Genomic DNA, 20,085 nt, shown 5'->3' with positions numbered 1-20,085 from the left:
AACAGGAGAAGGCAAAGGAGAAAGTGAGCCTGCAGTGCAGTGCGGTACAAACTGTACTGAAGCGCAACATCAACAAAACAGACGTTCTCAATTCACTATTAAAAGTGGTGGACCTAACAGTAATTAACCTCCAAGAGTTAGTTTCTAAAATTAAAAAGCCAGAACTTATGTTCTGGCTTTTTTTATAGCTAGTAATTAATTATTTGGGCTATGATAATTAGTAGGATATAAGAACAATTCTAAATGTTGTGTTTAGGCAACCTTATTTGCCGGACACGGCATTAACCTAAGGCGTAAAACTGTCTATTAAAAATATATTTAAAAAGTATTAAACTTGTCCCTCGAGCGCAGTCGAGAGGTGGCTTATAAAGTCATAAATAAAAAATGATTGATAATCCCACCGAGCTTCGGTTTTAGTTTATTCTGAGCGTAGTCTGAAGGCTTTACCGGTCATTAATAATTAGATTGAATTCTCTATCCCAAGTGTTCTAAGTTTTGAACGGCGACATTTCTCACCATTGTCGAGAATAATCCCTATTTAAGATGTCTAAGGCATAACAAAGCGATATTAAGGGACAATAATGAGTATACACTATAGTCTGCATATTTCCGTTTAAAGCAAAAAAAAACCACATCGATTAAGATGTGGTTTTTTTTATTTAATTTCTTCACCATTTTTATCAATAAAATGGTATTCTAAATATGTGTAAGCATCTCTAGGTAAAATTTTGACCCATTTTTTGTGTTCAAAAAACCATTTTGAACGTATAGATGGAAAACCTCTCGTAAGAAAGGCCGCTATAAAAGGATGTGTGTTTAAAGTTATCTTTTTATAGTCTTTTTTAAATAATTGCTCAAGTTCATGCGTTAATTTTTGTACTAAAATAATTGGAGCTTCAACTTCTTCGCCATTATTTCCATTAGGATTTTCCTCGCTGGTTTTAATGTTCATTTCTGGTCTTACTCTCTGTCTAGTAATTTGAATTAATCCAAATTTACTTGGCGGTAATATTTTGTGTTTTGCTCTATCATCTTTCATTTCATCGCGAAGAAAGTTGTAGAGTTTCTTTCTGTTATCAGCTTTATTTAAATCTATAAAGTCAACAACAATAATTCCTCCCATATCACGAAGACGAAGTTGTCTAGCAATTTCAGCTGCAGAAATCATATTAACTTCCATTGCAGTCTCTTCTTGAGAGTTAGATTTGTTAGATCTATTTCCGCTATTTACATCAATAACATGTAGTGCTTCGGTATGTTCTATGACAAGGTAAGCCCCTTTAGCCATAGAAACCGTTTTACCAAAAGCGGTTTTTATCTGTCTTTCTACTCCATATTTTTCAAAAATAGGAATGTTAGATTGATGTAATTTTACGATTGATTCTTTTTTTGGTGCAATTTCTTGCACATACTCTTTAATTTGAATGTAAAGCGCTTCATCGTCTACTTGAATACTAGTAAAAGAGTCGTTAAATATATCTCTTAACATTGAAGAGGCTTTATTTAATTCTCCTAATACTTTTGAGGGATGATTGGCTTTGTTTAGTTTTTTACACATTGCGGTCCAGCGACCTAACAAATTTTGTAAATCTTTATCTAATTCTGCCACTTTTTTACCTTCGGCTACTGTGCGCACAATAACTCCGAAACCTTTAGGAGTTATACTCCTAACTAATAATTTTAATCGTTCCTTTTCTGCTTTATCTTCTATTTTTTGAGAAATAGAAATACGATCAGAAAACGGGACTAAAACAATATATCTACCGGCTATAGAAAGCTCTGAGCTTATTCTAGGGCCTTTGGTAGAAATTGGTTCCTTTACTATTTGTACTAATAGAGATTGATTTGATTTTAAAACATCGGCAACTTTACCGTCTTTATCAATCTCTTTTTCAAATGGGTAGTCTTTTAAAGAAAAGTCATTTAATTTACCTGTGCTTACACGTTTTGTGAATTTCAAAAGAGAAGAAATTTTTGGGCCTAAATCATGATAATGCAAAAACGCATCTTTTTCATAACCTACATTTACAAATGCAGCATTAAGTCCAGGTACCGCTTTCCGTATTTTGGCAATAAACACATCACCAACGGCAAACTTGATACCATCCTCCTCTTTATGCAATTCAATAAGTTTTCCATCTTTTAATAAGGCAAAATCAACAGCTTCTGAATTAGATCGAATAATCAATTCTTTATCCATAAGTTAATTTTTATCCATACAATTAAGTATAGATGGATTATACATTATTTTTCACAGGATTTTAAAATCCAGTGAGTTTAACAAATACGCAAGGTCTTACATATTTTTAACATTAAACTCGTTGTCAAAGAACATTGTTTTAATAAAACAAAAAAGTAGTTTTACAACTACTTTTTTGAACTATTTCTTCTTTTTGTGTCGATTAGCGCGTCTTCTTTTTTTACGCTTATGCGTTGCAACCTTGTGTCTTTTTCTTTTTTTACCACTTGGCATAAGATCTTGGTTTTAAATTAATAATTCGTTTATATGTTACTTTACGTCTACATTCGTTTTTACACCCTCTACAAATACTTTTGCCGGTTTAAAAGCAGGAATATTGTGTGCAGGGATTTTAATGGTAGTATTCTTTGATATATTTCTACCCGTTTTTTCAGCTCTAGTTTTAATAATAAAACTACCAAAACCTCTTAAATATACATTGTCACCACTTTCTAAAGATGTTTTTACTTCATCCATAAAAGTCTCGATAGTAGCTTGTACATCTCCTTTTTCAATTCCTAATTTTTCAGAAATTTTTGATACTAAATCAGCTTTAGTCATTTTCTTTTCTTGTTTGCGTTACTATTAATTATAAGGGAAGGCAAATATAAGAATTTAATATTCAATATTTCAAACCTAATCCATTAAAATTTAATGCTATAAACGTTTACATTTGTGCATAGTAATTAATTAAAAAATGAACATACAGAAAACTCTAATAGACTGGTATATAGTAAATAAGCGCGATTTACCGTGGCGAAACACAACCGATCCCTATTCTATTTGGCTGTCAGAAATTATTCTACAACAGACACAAGTTGCTCAAGGGTTACCATATTACACGTCATTTGTCTCTAATTACCCCACAATATTTGATCTTGCCGATGCCGATGAAAGCGATGTTCTAAAATTATGGCAAGGACTCGGTTACTATTCTCGAGCTCGAAATTTACATACTTCTGCACAATATATCGCAACCGAATTAAATGGGGTGTTTCCAAAAACGTTTTCCGAGATTATTAAACTAAAGGGAGTGGGTGACTATACCGCAAGTGCAATAGCATCCTTTTGTTATAATGAGAAAACAGCGGTAATAGATGGAAACGTGTATCGTTTTTTATCACGTTTTTATGGTATTTATACCCCTATTACTGGCGGTAAGGGTTTTAAGGAGTTTAAAGCTATAGCTCAGAATCTTATTGAGACTGTAGATCCTGCAACATTTAACCAAGCGATTATGGAGTTTGGAGCACGCCAATGCAAACCTAAAACGCCCGACTGCACGGTTTGCCCTTTTAGTAGCGATTGTGTGGCCTTTCAAAAGGAAGAGATTAATTGTTTGCCCGTTAAATTGAAGGCTTTAAAGGTGAAGAAAAAATTCTTTAATTATATCGTTATACTTTCCGAAGATAATACAACAATTGTCGAACAACGGCAAGGTAAAGGGATTTGGCAAAATTTGTATCAATTTCCATTAATTGAAACCGATACAGCGGCCAATTATGAGACGGTCCTAAAAGCTGTTAAAGCGTTAAACTATGTGGAATCTGAAACTCTAGAATTGTCCTTATATAACACAACCGATATTGTACATAAATTATCGCACCAACATTTGTACACTAAATTCTGGATAGTTACTGTAAATGGTACGTTACCAGAGGGCGTGCCTTTTAATAAGGTGCCCACATTTCCTGTTCCTATTTTAATAGGTAATTTTATTGAAAATTTTAATTTTTAAAGCTTTAACACGGCGAACCATATTTTTTTATTAAATTTAAATTTATGAATTGTAAAGCCGTAATTTTGCGGATTAAACTAAAGACTATTTATGTCAGGTACGTTAAATAAAGTTATGCTAATTGGGCATTTAGGAGACGAAATCAAAATGCACTATTTTGAAGGTGGCGGGTGTGTTGGGCGTTTTCCTTTAGCGACTAACGAAACCTATGTAAGTAAACAAAATAACGAACGCGTTACAAATACCGAATGGCACAATATTGTGTTGCGTAACAAAGCGGCAGAAATTTGCGAAAAATATTTAAGTAAAGGCGATAAAGTCTATATTGAAGGCCGTCTTAAAACAAGAAAATGGCAAGATGATTCTGGTAACGATCGCTATGCAACAGAAATTCAAGCTACAGATTTTACATTTTTAAGTACAAAGAAAGAAAGTGAACAAAATGCAGCTGCCTCTCAAGAATCTAAACAAGAGTCTCAAAACGAAGCGCCAAAGAACGGCTTAACTTCGCCCTCTGCTGCCAAAGATTCTAACAACGATGGTGATAACGATTTACCATTTTAATACTAAATTTTAACGCATTGGATCCCGAACCCACGAGCTTATTTTCATTTATTTCTTCAATCGATTTTTCGGTTGTTTTAGGTTTTTTATTGTTAATAATATTACTAATTTGTTCCGCTTTAATATCTGGAGCAGAAGTCGCTCTTTTTTCGTTAACTAGAACAGACATCGAGCAGGAAGACTATAAATCGTCTAAAGCTATCGAAATAATTACCGGCCTTCTAGAGCGTCCTAAAAAGCTACTGGCAACAATTCTAGTTGCTAACAACTTCATTAATATTGGTATTGTTATACTTTTCGCCTTTTTAGGGAATTTTATGTTTGAAAGCATAGTCAATCCTGCCCTTAAATTTGTGGTCGAGGTTGTTGTAATTACCTTCTTAATTTTGCTGTTTGGTGAGATTTTACCCAAAGTTTATGCTAGCCGAAACAGTTTGAAATTTGCTATTTTAATGGCCTTTCCACTACGAGTTTTAGATTTTCTTTTTTCTCCTATAAGTTTGCCAATGCGTGCTATAACGCTAGGCATTCATAACAAATTAGGAAAACAAAAATCTAATTTAAGTGTAGACCAATTATCGCAAGCTTTAGAGCTTACAAGTGGAGACGATACGACAAAAGAAGAGCAGAAAATACTTAAAGGAATTGTGTCGTTTGGTAACACCGACACCAAGCAAGTAATGCGACCGCGTTTGGATATTTTTGCGTTAAATGTAGAGCAGGAATACAGTGAAATTATTAAGGAAATCACCGAGAACGGCTATTCTAGAATCCCGGTATACACCGATAATGTCGATAATATAAAAGGAATACTGTACGTTAAAGATTTACTACCGCACATAAACGATAAAACATTAGACTGGGTCGCGTTAATTCGTGAACCGTTTTTTGTGCCAGAAAATAAAAAACTGGATAATTTAATGGCTGAATTTCAGGAGAAGAAAGTCCATCTGGCTGTAGTGGTAGACGAATATGGTGGCACATCTGGTATTGTGTCTTTAGAAGATATCATAGAAGAAATTGTAGGAGATATTAGTGATGAGTTTGATGATGAGGATGTGATTTTTTCTAAATTAGACGATAAAAACTACGTGTTCGAAGGGAAAACGGCTTTAAAAGATTTTTATAAAATTATAAAGCTCGACAATTCGAGCGTTTTTGAAGATAAAAAAGGAGAAGCTGAAACCCTAGCTGGCTTTATACTAGAGATTTCTGGAGGATTCCCTTCACAAGCCGACGAGATTACGTTTGAAGACTATATGTTTAGTATTGAGGTTTTAGATAATAAAAGAATAAAACGTTTAAAAGTAACCTTACCTAGTACTGAGGATGTTTAAAAATTAGATTGTTAAAATGAATACTATAAAGAGTTGTATTGACCTAAAAAGCAGTGTGATAGTTGTCTTCTTTTTTACGCTGTTAGGCTGTAATGAAGCGGTAACACCTAAGCCCAAGGCCTTTTTAAGATTAGAATATCCTGAAGCTATTTATAATAGGGAGAATTTGGAGGTTCCGTTTAGTTTTGATAAAAATGAATTGGCAGAAAAAGTAAGCGTAAAACAGTTGCCAGCGGCGACATTAAGTTATGGTGTGAATGTAACTTACAAGAAATTAAAAGGTACTATTTACTTAACCTATAAAAATATTGAAGGTAACGAAGCGTACCTCAGAAATTATTTAATAGATGCTCAGAACTTTACGCAAGAACACACTAAAAAAGCAGATGGTATTGCTGGAGAGGTCTATGAAAACAAAAGGAGTAATGTTTACGGTATGTACTACGAAGTAAATGGAGATGCTGCTTCGCAAGCGCAATTTTATGTAACCGACAGTACTAATCATTTTTTAATTGGGTCTTTATATTTCTACGCAAAACCTAATTACGACTCTATTTATCCGGCCGCGAAATATCTTCAAAAAGACATTAAGCGATTAATGGAAAGTATTACTTGGAAATAAAAGAATACGTCAATTTTATGCAGACACTAAAAGGTAATGAATAGAAAAGGCTTCGCATAGCGAAACCTTTTCTAGTAAATTGTATCTGTAAATTATGCTTTCTTTGCCTCTTTAGAGCAGCACGCTTTTTTACAATCTTTAGCACAAGCCATAGTTTTTTCTAAACCTTCAGCAGCTTTTGTACAGCAATCCATTTTGCAATTTGCTTTCTCTTCCGCTGTTTTATCTTTACAACAGTCTTTATCGCAAGATTTTGCTTTCGAAAACGCTGTAACAGATTTAATATCTTTTACTGTATAAGTGTCAGACACACCAGTTACGGTTGTTTCTAAGGACGCAGGAGTAACTTTAGCTTCGTCGTATTCTACCATTGCTAATTCTCTATCAAAATCGACAGCCACCGATTTTACGCCTTCCATTTTAGAGATTTTTTTCTCTATGGTTTTGGCGCAGCCTATGGCGCAAGTCATTCCTTCTATTTTAAATTCTGCTTTGGCGTAGGTGGCATTGGGATCTAATTCTGCTTTTTCGGCGTCAGCGGTAACTGTCGTTTCTGTGTCTACTGTCTTAACTTCCGGTTGCGCTTCATTCTTACAGTTAAAAGCAAGTAATGCTAATACAGCGATAACTATACTGTTTTTTAAATTTTTCATAGTGTGTATAAGATTAATTTGTCTCTTACAAAATTAGCAAAAATGTATTATTTATTGACTTAAATAATACATTTTTGCATATTATTAAAATAATTAACACTAATGAAAAATTCTAAATGGACATACCTGATTATATTATCTGTAATTTGGGGTACGTCCTTTATATTAATTAAAAAATCTTTAATTGGTTTAACGTCCTTTCAATTGGGGGCTTTAAGAAATCTAATTACAGGGTTGTTATTATTAGCAGTTGGCTTTAATCACATTAAAAAAATTGAAAAAGGCACTTGGAAATGGATGGCATTATCGGGTTTTCTAGGCTCTTTTTTTCCTGCATTTTTGTTTGCTATCGCCCAAACCGAAATTGATAGTGCGGTTGCTTCCATTTTAAATTCATTAGTACCGTTAAACACCATTTTAATGGGATTTGCTATATTTAAAATCGCATCTACAAAACGACAAATAGCAGGAGTGATTATTGGTTTTATTGGGACTTCTATTTTAATTTTAAAAGGAGCAGAGTTAAATCCGAATCAAAATTACTTCTTTGCTGGATATATTATTTTATCTACGCTTATGTATGCGGCGAATGTAAATATTATTAAACGGTATTTACAACATGTTAAACCTTTAACGATTGCTGTGGGGAGCTATTCCACTATAATTGTGCCTGCGTTAATTGTCTTGCTGTTTTCAGGTTTTTTTACGGTGGATACTTTCAATAGTCCGGAGCTTAAAAGTGCCTTATTTCATGTCTTTGTTCTTGCTCTATTTGGCACGGCAATGGCAAAAGTGTTGTTTTTTAAATTGGTGCAGCTTTCGACGCCTGTTTTTGCTTCGTCAGTCACTTACGTAATGCCTATAGTTGCCTTGGGCTGGGGTTTGCTAGATGGTGAAGGGTTTAGTTGGTCTCAAGGATTTGGAAGTTTATTTATTTTAATTGGCGTGTATTTGGCCAATAGGACAAAAGCATAAAAAAAACCGATACTTAAAAAGTACCGGTTTGATAGGGTAAAAATGTTTACTAATTAATTAAAATCTTCAACTGAAACACCTTCATTTATTTTTACAGAGGTCGTTTCAAAAATTATAGTTTGCGGCCCGTTAACGATATGTTGTGTATAGGGAATCATTACATCGTTTACTTTCTTGTAATTTGAAGTGTCTTCAACTGAATTGATTGTTTGGCCTTGCGCTTCTGTAGTGCCTTCAGTACGCACTAAATAATTACTGTCTACACCATAATATTTATGAGATACTTTATCTCCTTGAGTTACTTTAATTTTATAGGTATCTTGGCCCTCTATTACAATAATAGATTCTAGAGACATATCGGCTGGCGTTAAATATAGTTCTTCGAATATTCCTTTTTGAGCTTTCTTTTCAGCTAGAACTGATGCTTCCATAGGGGCTCTTTGGCCTGCCTGTTCTTGGTACCCAGAAACACCGTTAAATTTTTGTTTCATAACAGTACCCATTCCTTCTATGTTTAATTCCATAGAAAACTTATTTGGCGCCATAGATTTAACCGTTGCTTTTGGTGCGTATGGTGCGCCTTGAATGGTGACGTTTGCTTCTACTAAAAGAGAGTTTACTTTGTTTAAGTTCTCTTTACCTCCAATAGCAGTAATGTAATCATTAATTACTGTTTGTGCTGTGACACCTTCAGGTATGGGTTTCGAAAATGTTGGTTTATCAACTGGGTTTGCGTAAGCATCAAAATATTTAATTGTGAGTCCAGTTTTCTCTAAGTTATTTATAACCTCACTTCCTTTTCCTACAACAACAATTCTAGCATTATCGGTAGAGAAATATTTATTTGCAACACGTTTCACATCGGCAACAGTTACGGCATTAATTTTTTCTAAATACGTTTTATAGAAATCTTTAGGCAAGTTATCTGTTTTTATATTTAAAGCATAGTTTGCTACAGTTCTTGGGCTTTCTAGAGCTAAAACAAAGTCTCCAACATATTTTGCTTTAGCATTATTTAAAGCTTCATAAGTAACATTTGTCGTTTTAATACGCTTTAATTCTTTTAAGCTTTCTACGACAGCACTGTCTGTAACCGCGTTTCTTACTGCTGTTCCTGCTGTAAAACGAGAAGCGCCGTAGCGATCTGTACCGACATTAGACCGTGCGCCATAAGTATAACCGTTAGCTTCACGTAGATTCATATTTAAGTAAGAATTAAAACCGCCACCTAAGATTTTATTAGCAATTAATACCGCGTGGTAATCGGGGTCATTCATTTTTAAGACGACGTTGTTCGTTATTGAGATATTGGATTGCACCGCATTCGGCATATCAATAAAGTTGATTTGTGTGTATTGCACATTATCTATTGGCTTTGGTACAGTCGTTGAAATATCTGCTTCTTCTTCCCATTTTTTGAAGTATTTTTCAACTTGTTTTTTTATGGTATAAAAATCGACGTCACCTACAATTACTAAATACGCATTGTTTGGGTTAAAATATGTCTGATAATAGGCACGGATATTATCTATGGTGATGTTGTTTAGGGTTTCTTCGGTAACAAATTCTCCATAAGGGTGATTTTTACCGTAAGACAAGGCGCCGCCAACGCGAGAGGCTACTGCATCTACACTTTTAGCGTTCGACTTAATTCCTTCGATTGCTTTTGCTTTTTCTTTCTGAAATTCTTCATCTGTTAAAAGTGGATTAATAGCAGCGTCTGCCATTAGCTCCATAATACGCTCAGAATATTTTGAAAGTGCACTTGCTGAAGCGCCTTCAGCATTAAAATTGAGTCGCGCTCCTAAGAAATCGATTTCTTCGTTAAAGACATCTTTAGAAATAGTAGCCGTTCCGTTTCCAAGCATTGCGCCTAATAGACTAGAGGTACCAGCGTTTTTTCCTTCAGCGTGTGGTTTGTTGTCAATTTTTAAAGTGTAAGATACCCGCGGTAATTTGTGGTTTTCTACCACCAACACTTTAAGTCCGTTTTTAAGTTGAAATTCACCGGGCACTTCCAACGTAATTTTTGGAGCTGGTCCTGGTTTTGGTTGCATTGATCTATCTATTTGTGCTGTTGCAGAAAGAGATAATAAAAACAATGCTATAAGAGTCGTTATTTTTGTTTTCATCTGTATTGTTTTGTTTTAATATCGTTTTTAAAGGGTGCTCTTTCAAATTAAATTTGAATTAAAAGCGTCTGTTTAATCGTATATTTTAGTTGTCGTCTTTTTGTGGTAAATAATCTAAAATTAAACGCTGGTTTGGGTTTAGATATTTGTTAGCAACAGCTTGCATTTCTTTTCTGGTAATAGATTTGTAAATTTCGAGTTCGTTATTAATTAAATTAACATCGCCATATAGCATGTAGTATCGTGCTAAAGAATTTGCAATTCCAGCCACGCTAGAGTTTGCGTTAACAAAATTATTCTCGAATTTATTAAGAAGTTTTTGATGGTCTTTTTCAGAGATTAACTCTTGTTGAATTTTAACAACCTCCTCATCCATTTCACTTACCAATTGGTCTAAAGTAACATCGCCTAGTGGTAAGGCAAAAAGAGCATATGTACCATAATCTTCTTGACTTAAGTTAACCGCTGCCACTTGTAACGCCATTTTTTTATCATCCACTAGTTTTTTGTATAAAACAGAAGACTTTCCATCGCTTAGATAACTAGAAATCATATCTAAAACATAAGCATCGCGCTCTTTAAAAGACGGTGTTCTATATGCAGCAATTACCGCTGGAATTTGAATATTACTATCGTAAGCTTTCGCTGTTATCGTTTCTGTAATAGGATCTTCTTTTGGAAAATTTCTTACAATAGCTTCACCTCTAGGAATAGGGCCAAAATAATTTTGAACCATTTTTTTTGTTTCGGCAACATCAATATCTCCAGCCACAACTAATACAGCGTTGTTTGGCACATAGAACTTTTTGTTGAACGCTTTAAATTCTTCTAAAGAAGCGGCGTCAAGATGTTCCATTTTACCAATAGTTGTTCCTTTATACGGGTGCTTTTTAAAGATGTATTGTTTTACTTCAGCCAAGAGATTTCCGTAGGGCTGGTTGTCTACACGTAAACGTTTTTCTTCCTTTACGACTTCATTTTGTGTATCTACACCAATTTGGTTAATAATAGGGTGTAGTAAACGCTCAGATTCCATCCATAAACCTAATTCTAGGCTGTTAGAAGGGAATACTTCGTAGTAGTACGTTCTGTCGTCTGTAGTATTTGCATTATTGCTTCCGCCGTTGGACGACACAATAGTAAACCATTCGCCACGCGGGATGTTTTTGGTGCCCTCGAATAATAGGTGTTCAAAAAAGTGGGCCATTCCAGTTCGTTCTGGGTTTTCGTCTTTTGCACCAACATGGTACATAACAGAGGTGGTTACAACTGGAGCGGAATTGTCTTGATGTAAAATAACGTGCATGCCATTATCTAAATCATACTCTTCAAACTTAACTTCTTGAGCGTGCATAGATATACCAGCTAAAAGCAAAGCCGCTAACGAGAATAAATTTTTTTTCATTTTTGAGATTGTTTTAGTTAATCAATTTAATTATAGGTCTATAAAGCGTGCTTTTTGTTACAAGCCTTAACCAAAAATAACAATTGTAAAGGGTTTTAAATGGTTTATTCGTTAAAAAATAATGAGTTATGCCCAATAAATCAATTTATTTCCCGAACTTTATGGAAATACAAAAAAATATATATACACATAATGAGAAAAATAGCTTTACCAGTTAGATTTGGAATAATAATTAGTGCCTTATTAGTTGCGTTCTTTTTAATTTTGTCTTTGTTTGGCTTGCACACAAAACCAATGTTTAGTTTACTAAATGGTGTGATTACCGGTTTTGGTATTTATGAAACCATACGATATTACAAGTTAGAGCAGGGTAAAAACTTTACATATACAGGAGGTTTTACTGTTGGACTAGTTTCTGGGTTTATTGCAACACTATTGTTTACAGTTTTTTTCTTGTTTTACGCCACCGAAATCGACCCTTTGTTTTTAGAAAAATTGCTAAATGTGTTTAAAGGCGATTACAGAGTAGGCGTTGGTTTAGTGGCTTTTGTTGTCGCAATAATGGGTTTTGCAACAACTGTTGTTTTAACATTAACGTGTATGCAATTATTTAAAAACAGTAATAATGTTGCGCAAAATGTATAAAATGCTTGTAGATTAATTAATTAGAGTTATATTTGCACTCATTTTATCAATTTAATTAAATAAAAACGTTACGCTATGTACGCAATTGTAGAGATAGCAGGGCATCAATTTAAAGTTGTAAAAGACCAAAAAGTTTACGTTAATCGTTTAGCAGTAGAAGAAGGGAAAGAGATATCTTTCGATAAAGTTCTTTTAATTGCAGATGGTGACAATATAACTCTAGGCGCCCCAGCTATAGGCGGAGCACAAGTAAGTGCAAAAGTCTTAAGTCACCTTCAGGGTGATAAAGTTATTGTTTTCAAAAAGAAAAGAAGAAAAGGTTACCGAAAGAAAAACGGTCACAGACAAGCCATTTCTGAAATTATTATTGGAGATATTTTAACTTCGGGAGCAAAAGCTGCTCCAAAAAAAGAAACCAAAGCTGAATCTAAAGTTGAAGCGAAAGCAGATGCAAACGATGATTTAAGTAACTTAACCGTTGCTGAATTAAGAGATATGGCTAAGGCGAAAGAAATTTCAGGATACTCTTCTATGAAGAAAGCTGAATTAATTGCTGCATTAAGCTAATTATTAACTTTATAAAACCTTAAGACAATGGCTCACAAAAAAGGAGTTGGTAGTTCTAAAAATGGTAGAGAATCAGAATCGAAACGTTTAGGTGTTAAGATTTTTGGTGGACAAGCTGCTATTGCTGGAAACATTATCATAAGACAACGTGGTAACACGCATCACCCAGGTGAAAATGTATACCAAGGAAAAGATCATACTTTACACGCTAGAGTAGATGGTCTAGTAAAATTTACAAAGAAAAAAGATGATAAATCTTACATCTCTATTGAGCCTTTCGAAGCTTAGAAATTTTTCTTTTAAATGTATTAAACGCCTTTTCTTAATTGAAAAGGCGTTTTTTTTGTGCGTAATAATCGGGGATCATTCGCAAAAGCGGTGTGTGTAGTCGTTTTAATTTTGAGATCGATAGAATAGATAAGCCTATCTAATTCTTGCGACCGATAAAACTGGATCAATTCCAAAAGTTGTGGGATTTTAGGATTGCAATTTTTTTATTTATCAGTTCGTAAGTACCTCTCGACTGTGCTTGAGGAGACAACTTTATTACTTTATAAATCTATTTTTTTATACAACTCTAAGCTTTAGGTTGCTGTACTTGCCCAGTACATAGACTTCCCAAAACACAATCTTTAGGGATGAGCCCTGAATAGGGAGTTATATGTCTTTTTACTGTTCGGAAGTGCTGTTACTCGCTAACCTGCGTTAGGGATTGTAGCATTTGTCGGAGCTCTTTTTGTGTTGTTGCGCCTATGCAACGCAACAAAGCGACTGTGGAAAGCCCGACCCTTGTGGTAACGTACAAAAAAAATCCCAAACATAACTGTATGGGATTTAATATAATTTTATAAACGCAGCGACCTATAGTATAGAAGTGCTGGCGGTCTTTTTTAGTATCTGTAGTATTCAGGTTTGAAAGGACCTTCAACTTTTACACCAATATATTCTGCTTGGTATTGCTCTAATTCGGTAAGCTCAACACCTATTTTTGCTAAGTGTAATTTGGCTACTTTTTCGTCTAAATACTTAGGTAACATATACACTTGGTTTTCGTAAGCGTCTCTGTTAGTCCATAATTCAATCTGCGCTAAGGTTTGGTTTGTGAATGAGTTACTCATTACAAAACTTGGGTGACCTGTTGCACAGCCTAGGTTTACTAAACGACCTTCGGCTAATAAAATAATATCTTTTCCGTCTATTGTATATTTATCAACTTGTGGTTTAATCGTGTTTTTAGTATCACCATAGTTATCGTTTAACCAAGATACTTGAATTTCGTTATCGAAATGCCCAATGTTACAAACGATGGTTTTATCTTTCATTGCCTTAAAGTGCTCACCACGTACAATGTCTTTATTTCCAGTCGTTGTAATAATGATATCGGCCGTTTTTATAACTGTTTCTAGTTTTTTAACCTCAAAACCGTCCATTGCTGCTTGTAGCGCACAGATAGGGTCTATTTCTGTAACGGTAACAATACTTCCGGCGCCTTTAAAAGAAGCGGCTGTACCTTTACCAACATCACCGTAACCACAAACGATAACACGTTTACCAGCTAACATAATATCGGTGGCACGACGTACTGCATCTACGGCACTTTCGCGACATCCGTATTTATTATCGAATTTAGATTTTGTTACACTATCGTTAACGTTAATAGCTGGCATTGGTAATGTCCCTGCTTTTACACGTTCGTATAAACGGTGTACTCCGGTAGTAGTTTCTTCAGATAAACCGTTAATTCCTGCTGCTAATTCAGGATATTTATCTAAAACCATATTTGTTAAATCTCCACCATCATCAAGAATCATGTTTAGGGGCTGTCTGTCCTCTCCAAAAAACAAGGTTTGCTCGATACACCATTCAAATTCTTCTTCTGTCATATCTTTCCAAGCATAAACAGCAGTTCCTGTTTGTGCAATAGCGGCAGCCGCTTGATCTTGAGTAGAGAAAATATTACAAGAACTCCACGTAACTTGAGCGCCTAAAGATTGTAATGTTTCAATTAAAACAGCCGTTTGAATGGTCATGTGTAAACAACCTGCAATACGTGCTCCTTTTAAGGGTTGTGAGTTTTTGTATTCTTCGCGTAAGCTCATTAAACCTGGCATTTCTGCTTCGGCTAATTCTATTTCTTTTCTTCCCCAATCGGCTAAAGACATATCTTTAACTTTGTTAGGAACATAAGCAATTGTTTTTGTACTCATAATGTGTTTTAAGTTTTATTAGCTTCGCAACTTTGGGTTAAACTTAAAATAGCTTAAATTCGTCAACCAAAACTGGAAAGTAGCCTTTAGGCCATATTTACAATAAAATTTCAGACTGCAAAGATAATCAATAACATTCAGAATATTAAATGCCTCTTTATAAAACCATTACTGAAAATTCACAAACTACTGTTAAAATCTGGAAAATTGAAGAGTCTTACAGTGAATTACTGGCGCCAATTACCTTAAGATCAGAGAGTGCATTGCGCTTATCTGGAATGAAAAGTGAATTGCATCAACGTGGATTTTTAAGCGTAAGACACTTATTGGCAGCGTTTGGATATACCGATGCCGACTTATTTTATGACGCCAATGGTAAGCCACATTTAAAGGATGGGAAATACATTTCTATTACACATTCTTTTACGTTTTCGGCCGTCATTATTAGTGAAAATGAAGTGGGAATAGACATCGAAAAACAGCGTGAAAAGATTATAAAAATAGCCTCTAAATTTGTAGAATATGAATTTGAATACCTCAAAGACGACGATACCGATTATATTAATAGGCTAACCGTTATTTGGGGAGCGAAAGAGTCGTTATATAAGCTTTTTGCGACTCCAGGAATGCTATTTAAAAAGCACTTTTTTGTCATTCCGTTTTGTATGACCGATCTAGAAACCGTAGCTTGGATAGATTATAACGGACTTAAAAAAAGATATACTACTAAGTTTTTAGAGTTTGAAGGATTTACGTGCGCTTATGCCTTAGGATAGATGAAACACGTTCTCGAACATATAAAAGCATCGGTAGTTATAAATAAAAAACTTCTTGCTATTTTAATAGATCCCGATAAGCAGAATATTGAAGCTTTACCGGATTTTATTACATTGATAAAGGCATCGGTAATTACACATATTTTTATTGGCGGAAGCACCGTTGAAGCCCAGCGCACAGAAACGCTAGTTTTAGCGCTTAAAAGACTCACAGATTTACCTTTAGTCTTATTTCCCGGCGATGTTACACAAATTACCGAAGCGGCAGATGCCGTTTTATTTTTGTCGTTAATTTCTGGCGACAACCCCGATTTTTTGATTGGTAAACACGTAAAAGCAGCGCGATTGCTGCGCAATAGTAACCTAGAAATTATTCCTACGGGATATTTACTTATAGAAAGTGGGGCAGAAACAGCCGTACAGCGCGTAACGAAAACGCAGCCTCTAAAAAACTGTAAACACACCATTACCGATACTGCCAAGGCAGGCGAATTGCTAGGTCTGCAATTAATATATTTAGAAGCGGGTAGTGGAGCGGTAAATCCGGTTTCAGGTCACGTGATTAAAGGTGTGAAAAATGATCTTAATATCCCTCTAATTGTTGGTGGTGGCATTCGTTCTAAACAACAACTAGATGACGCTTATGCTGCAGGAGCAGATTTAGTCGTTATTGGTACCGCTTTTGAAAACAATAATTCCTTCTTTGAAGAGTTAGAGAGTTACAGCATTTCTGGGCGGTTTTTAAAAGCCAGATAAATAAAAATAATAATAGTATTTTAACATAAAAACAGTTCAATTTTTAGAGCTTGCATACCTATGGAAATATCAGTAGAATTAACATTAACACCATTACACGATAATTACGAACCCGCAATTATTAGCTTTATTAAAACGTTACGTGCTTCAGGATTAAGAGTTCTAGAAAACCCATTGAGTACCCAGGTGTATGGTGACTATTATGAGGTGATGGCGTTGCTAACGGCCGAAATTAAAAATGTTTTCGAGATGCTCGATAATGGCGTGATATTTATAAAAATTGTAAAGTCAGACAGACGCGATTATGAACCACATTTTTAATCTCTTATTCGAGCAATATTCTGGTTACGATACCCTAGACATTATTCTGGAAATCGTAGCTGTTGTGTTTGGTGTGCTCTCTGTTTGGTTTTCTAAGGAAAATAAAATAGGGGTGTTCCCAACAGGATTAATAAGTACGGCGATTTTTGTGTATTTATTATACAAATGGACGCTTTTAGGCGATATGATGATTAACGCCTACTATTTTGTTGTGAGTATTTATGGCTGGTATGTATGGACTCGAAAAGTCGATACCGACCACTTTACGCCCATTACGTACACCACCACCAAAGAGAAATGGATAAGTGTAATTATTTTTTGTATGACGTTGGGTTTCGTTTATTATGTCTATGAAATATTCGATAAGTGGACGAGCTGGACGGCGTATGTCGATACCATTACAACAGCAATATTTTTTGTCGGAATGTGGCTTATGGCCAAACGAAAAGTTGAGAATTGGATCTTTTGGATTGTAGGAGATTTAATTTCGATACCGCTCTATTTTTATAAAGGATTAACTTTTACTAGTATGCAATATATAGGCTTTACAGTCTTAGCTGTATACGGATTTTTAGCATGGAAAAAGATTATAAACAAGAACCTTCAAGTTGCATAAAGGTTGTGCTCTTTGGGCCAGAATCGACTGGGAAAACAACGCTTTCTAAGCAATTAGCAGCACATTATAATACCGTTTGGGTGGAAGAATTTGCGAGAGATTATCTTCAGAAAAAGTGGGATATCGAACGAAAAATCTGTGAACCAAAAGATTTATTGCCCATAGCAAAAGGGCAAATGAAACTGGAGAATACATATGCTAAAAAAGCAAATAATGTGCTTATCTGCGATACCGATTTATTGGAAACAAAAGTGTATTCTGAAGCGTATTATTCTGGAACATGCGATCCTATTTTAGAAAAATATGCCTTGCAAAATACTTACGATCTTTATTTTTTAACTTATATTGATACGCCTTGGGAAAAAGATGATTTACGCGACAAACCTAAGGAAAGAGTCGCTATGTTTGAAGCGTTTGAAAATGCTTTGAAAAAATATAATAAACAGTACGTTTTGCTTAAAGGGGATTGGGCGATTCGTTTAGAAACCGCCATTGAGCATATCGATACATTAATAGCAAAGAGATGATGAGTTTTTCTATAAAACACACGAAAGAGATTGAAAATAAAGGGCTTTCAGTACAAGCAGTTAATAAACAGTTAGAGTTATTTAAAGCGGGACTTCCATTTATGTTTTTAAAATCGGCAGCTTCAATAGGTAATGGTATTTTAAGTTTGTCTAGTAAAGAAAAAACGTTCTTTTCAGACTATTATATGTCACATAAAGACGATTTAGATATTGTAAAATTTGTACCAGCTTCGGGAGCAGCAACACGAATGTTTAAGTTTTTATTCGAATTTTTAGAGTCCTATAACCCTAAAAAGGAAAGTGTAAATTCTTTTTTAAATAAGAATAATGCAACCGAGTTACCATTGTTTTTTGTTGGTTTAGAAAAATTTTCATTTTATAAATTATTATTAGACGAAACAAAAGCGTTGCATTGCAATTTTAGCGACTTGTCGAGCGACGAAAAAAGGGTGCTCCTAATTAAAACGTTGTTGGATGCAGACAAGCTTAACTATAGTTTTTATCCTAAGGGATTGTTGCCATTTCATAAGTATAAGACTAGTATAGCAACGGCTTTCGAGGAGCATCTATACGAAGCGGCGGCGTATGCAGCATCAAATAACGTGGCGAAACTTCATTTTACAATTTCAAAAGCGCATAAATCTATTTTTGAAAAAGAATTTAAACGTATTCAAAACTATGTAGAAAACAAGACCAAAACAACTTTTACTATTTCCTTTTCTTATCAAAATGAAACCACCGATACGATCGCGGTGACGCCAGATAACAAACCGTTTTTAGACGTTGACGGATCGTTGTGTTTTAGGCCCTCTGGTCACGGTGCCTTATTGTCTAATTTAAATGATTTTGAAGGGGATTTAATGTTTATAAAAAATATAGATAATGTCGTTGTTTGTCGGTTTGTGGATGAAGTCGCCGAGAACAAAAAAGTACTTGCCGGTGTTTTACTTGAGACGCAAAAACAAGCCTTTAGTTATTTAAAAGAGTTAAAAAATGAAACCCTTTCAGAACAACGTGTTATAGAAATTGCTAGGTTTTTGCAGCGTAAATTGAATGTTATTATTTCTTCAGAGTTTGAAAAGTATTCCTTGAAATATCAAATTGAATATTTAGAAACTAAACTAAACCGACCAATTCGTGTTTGTGGAATGGTTAAAAATGAGGGAGAACCTGGTGGTGGTCCGTTTTGGGTGAAAGATGAAGGCGGTCATCTGTCATTGCAAATTGTCGAGTCTTCTCAAATTGACAAGGAGAATAAGCAGCAACTCTTAATTTTAAAAAATGCAACACATTTTAACCCGGTAGATATTGTGTGCGGAATAAAAGATTACAAAGGAGAAACGTTCGATTTATCTAAATTTGTAGATCATAAAGCCGCTTTTATAACGCCAAAAACACATCTAGGAAAAGCACTGAAAGCTTTGGAATTACCAGGGCTTTGGAATGGGGGGATGTCGAATTGGAACACTATTTTTGTAGAAGTACCTACCGATACTTTTAATCCGGTTAAGACGGTAAATGATTTATTAAAAATTAAACATCAAGTGGTGTAATGTTTAATGCTGATGCCTTTATTAAAGAATGCCAATTCAAAGCAATAAGAAGCTCTGGAAGTGGAGGACAGCACGTTAATAAAACGGCGTCGAAAGTGGAACTTACCTTTTATTTAAACGCGTCTTCTGTGTTTCGCGAACGACAAAAAGAGCGTTTGCTGCTGCGGTTATCGAAACGATTAACCAAAGACAACGCTTTAATTTTACAATGTGAAGAGACTAGAAGTCAGCATAAAAATAAAGCGTTGGTCATAAAACGCGCACTTCAGCTTTTACAAGATGCTTTAGTTATTAGAAAAAAACGCATACGGACAAAAACGCCAAAATCTGTTATAAAAAAACGCTTGAAAAATAAAAGTCGGCGCTCGACGGTAAAAAGTAATCGTAAAAAACCTGATTTAGATTAAATTTTAAGAATAGGCATTCGAAATCAAAAAATCGATAGTATATTT

The 20,085-nt window shown here is 34.7% G+C and carries 21 protein-coding genes; 15 read left to right on the top strand and 6 right to left on the bottom strand.

The features are described 5' to 3' along the window. Positions 1-655: 655 nt before the first annotated feature. The gene (locus tag ES676_RS13115; RefSeq protein ID WP_148370783.1) at positions 656-2,200 is read right to left on the bottom strand and encodes an Rne/Rng family ribonuclease; all 1,545 of its coding nucleotides are present in this window, start codon (positions 2,198-2,200) and stop codon (positions 656-658) included. Positions 2,201-2,509: 309 nt separating this feature from the next. Continuing rightward, positions 2,510-2,800, bottom strand: a complete 291-nt coding sequence (locus tag ES676_RS13110) for an HU family DNA-binding protein (protein ID WP_148370782.1) — start codon at positions 2,798-2,800, stop codon at positions 2,510-2,512. A gap of 136 nt (positions 2,801-2,936) precedes the next feature. Between ES676_RS13110 and mutY the strand changes: the two genes are divergently transcribed. The 4 genes from mutY to gldD all read left to right on the top strand — a co-directional run bounded on the left by mutY (position 2,937) and on the right by gldD (position 6,500). Next, on the top strand, positions 2,937-3,977 hold the full coding sequence (gene mutY, locus ES676_RS13105; RefSeq protein WP_148370781.1) for an A/G-specific adenine glycosylase: 1,041 nt from the start codon (positions 2,937-2,939) through the stop codon (positions 3,975-3,977). A gap of 90 nt (positions 3,978-4,067) precedes the next feature. Then, positions 4,068-4,541, top strand: a complete 474-nt coding sequence (locus tag ES676_RS13100; protein ID WP_148370780.1) for a single-stranded DNA-binding protein — start codon at positions 4,068-4,070, stop codon at positions 4,539-4,541. 17 nt (positions 4,542-4,558) lie between these two features. Continuing rightward, positions 4,559-5,878 carry a gliding motility-associated protein GldE gene (locus ES676_RS13095; protein ID WP_148370779.1) on the top strand — a complete coding sequence of 440 codons (1,320 nt, stop codon included), beginning with the start codon at positions 4,559-4,561 and terminating at the stop codon, positions 5,876-5,878. Between the two features lie 16 nt (positions 5,879-5,894). Continuing rightward, positions 5,895-6,500 carry a gliding motility lipoprotein GldD gene (gene gldD, locus ES676_RS13090; protein ID WP_148370778.1) on the top strand — a complete coding sequence of 202 codons (606 nt, stop codon included), beginning with the start codon at positions 5,895-5,897 and terminating at the stop codon, positions 6,498-6,500. Between the two features lie 92 nt (positions 6,501-6,592). Here gldD and ES676_RS13085 read toward each other — a convergent pair whose 3' ends face one another. Beyond that, positions 6,593-7,153: a heavy-metal-associated domain-containing protein gene (locus ES676_RS13085; protein ID WP_148370777.1), complete on the bottom strand. Its 561-nt coding sequence runs from the start codon at positions 7,151-7,153 to the stop codon at positions 6,593-6,595. Between the two features lie 102 nt (positions 7,154-7,255). Here ES676_RS13085 and ES676_RS13080 point away from each other — a divergent pair, with 102 nt between their 5' ends. Then, entirely contained in the window at positions 7,256-8,128 is an 873-nt protein-coding gene (locus tag ES676_RS13080; RefSeq protein WP_148370776.1) for a DMT family transporter, read from the top strand. Between the two features lie 53 nt (positions 8,129-8,181). Here the strand turns inward: ES676_RS13080 and ES676_RS13075 are convergent, their stop codons facing one another. Beyond that, entirely contained in the window at positions 8,182-10,260 is a 2,079-nt protein-coding gene (locus ES676_RS13075) for a M16 family metallopeptidase (protein ID WP_148370775.1), read from the bottom strand. Between the two features lie 85 nt (positions 10,261-10,345). After that, complete coding sequence (locus ES676_RS13070) at positions 10,346-11,665, bottom strand: M16 family metallopeptidase (protein WP_148370774.1); 1,320 nt, start codon at positions 11,663-11,665, stop codon at positions 10,346-10,348. A gap of 99 nt (positions 11,666-11,764) precedes the next feature. Between ES676_RS13070 and ES676_RS13065 the strand changes: the two genes are divergently transcribed. The 3 genes from ES676_RS13065 (at position 11,765) to rpmA (ending at position 13,165) form a co-directional block, all read left to right on the top strand. Further along, positions 11,765-12,310, top strand: a complete 546-nt coding sequence (locus ES676_RS13065) for a DUF4199 domain-containing protein (protein ID WP_317130827.1) — start codon at positions 11,765-11,767, stop codon at positions 12,308-12,310. 75 nt (positions 12,311-12,385) lie between these two features. Continuing rightward, positions 12,386-12,877: a 50S ribosomal protein L21 gene (gene rplU, locus ES676_RS13060; RefSeq protein WP_148370772.1), complete on the top strand. Its 492-nt coding sequence runs from the start codon at positions 12,386-12,388 to the stop codon at positions 12,875-12,877. A 27-nt stretch (positions 12,878-12,904) separates the two neighbouring features. After that, positions 12,905-13,165 carry a 50S ribosomal protein L27 gene (rpmA, locus tag ES676_RS13055; protein ID WP_148370771.1) on the top strand — a complete coding sequence of 87 codons (261 nt, stop codon included), beginning with the start codon at positions 12,905-12,907 and terminating at the stop codon, positions 13,163-13,165. Positions 13,166-13,767: 602 nt separating this feature from the next. Here rpmA and ahcY read toward each other — a convergent pair. Further along, positions 13,768-15,084, bottom strand: coding sequence for an adenosylhomocysteinase (ahcY, locus tag ES676_RS13050; RefSeq protein ID WP_148370770.1), 1,317 nt, complete (start codon positions 15,082-15,084; stop codon positions 13,768-13,770). Between the two features lie 149 nt (positions 15,085-15,233). On the opposite strand from ahcY, the gene ES676_RS13045 reads away from it, so the two are divergent. Genes ES676_RS13045 through arfB form a run of 7 tightly spaced genes read left to right on the top strand, consistent with a single transcriptional unit; the run spans position 15,234 to position 20,040 of the window. Beyond that, on the top strand, positions 15,234-15,860 hold the full coding sequence (locus tag ES676_RS13045; protein ID WP_148370769.1) for a 4'-phosphopantetheinyl transferase family protein: 627 nt from the start codon (positions 15,234-15,236) through the stop codon (positions 15,858-15,860). Next, complete coding sequence (locus ES676_RS13040; RefSeq protein WP_148370768.1) at positions 15,861-16,616, top strand: geranylgeranylglyceryl/heptaprenylglyceryl phosphate synthase; 756 nt, start codon at positions 15,861-15,863, stop codon at positions 16,614-16,616. It begins immediately after the preceding gene. 60 nt (positions 16,617-16,676) lie between these two features. After that, positions 16,677-16,937, top strand: a complete 261-nt coding sequence (locus tag ES676_RS13035; protein ID WP_148370767.1) for a thiamine-binding protein — start codon at positions 16,677-16,679, stop codon at positions 16,935-16,937. After that, entirely contained in the window at positions 16,921-17,553 is a 633-nt protein-coding gene (pnuC, locus tag ES676_RS13030) for a nicotinamide riboside transporter PnuC (protein WP_148370766.1), read from the top strand. The genes ES676_RS13035 and pnuC overlap by 17 nt, the downstream gene beginning before the upstream one ends. After that, entirely contained in the window at positions 17,514-18,080 is a 567-nt protein-coding gene (locus ES676_RS13025; protein ID WP_148370765.1) for an AAA family ATPase, read from the top strand. The genes pnuC and ES676_RS13025 overlap by 40 nt, the downstream gene beginning before the upstream one ends. Beyond that, entirely contained in the window at positions 18,077-19,633 is a 1,557-nt protein-coding gene (locus tag ES676_RS13020) for a DUF4301 family protein (protein WP_317130614.1), read from the top strand. The genes ES676_RS13025 and ES676_RS13020 overlap by 4 nt, the downstream gene beginning before the upstream one ends. After that, complete coding sequence (gene arfB / locus ES676_RS13015) at positions 19,633-20,040, top strand: alternative ribosome rescue aminoacyl-tRNA hydrolase ArfB (RefSeq protein WP_148370764.1); 408 nt, start codon at positions 19,633-19,635, stop codon at positions 20,038-20,040. The genes ES676_RS13020 and arfB overlap by 1 nt, the downstream gene beginning before the upstream one ends. The last annotated feature ends 45 nt before the right edge of the window (positions 20,041-20,085 follow it).

The sequence above is a fragment of the Bizionia saleffrena genome (genome assembly GCF_008086175.1).
GTDB classification, from domain to species: Bacteria; Bacteroidota; Bacteroidia; order Flavobacteriales; family Flavobacteriaceae; genus Bizionia; species Bizionia saleffrena.
This window is presented reverse-complemented; position numbering and strand designations above follow the sequence as displayed.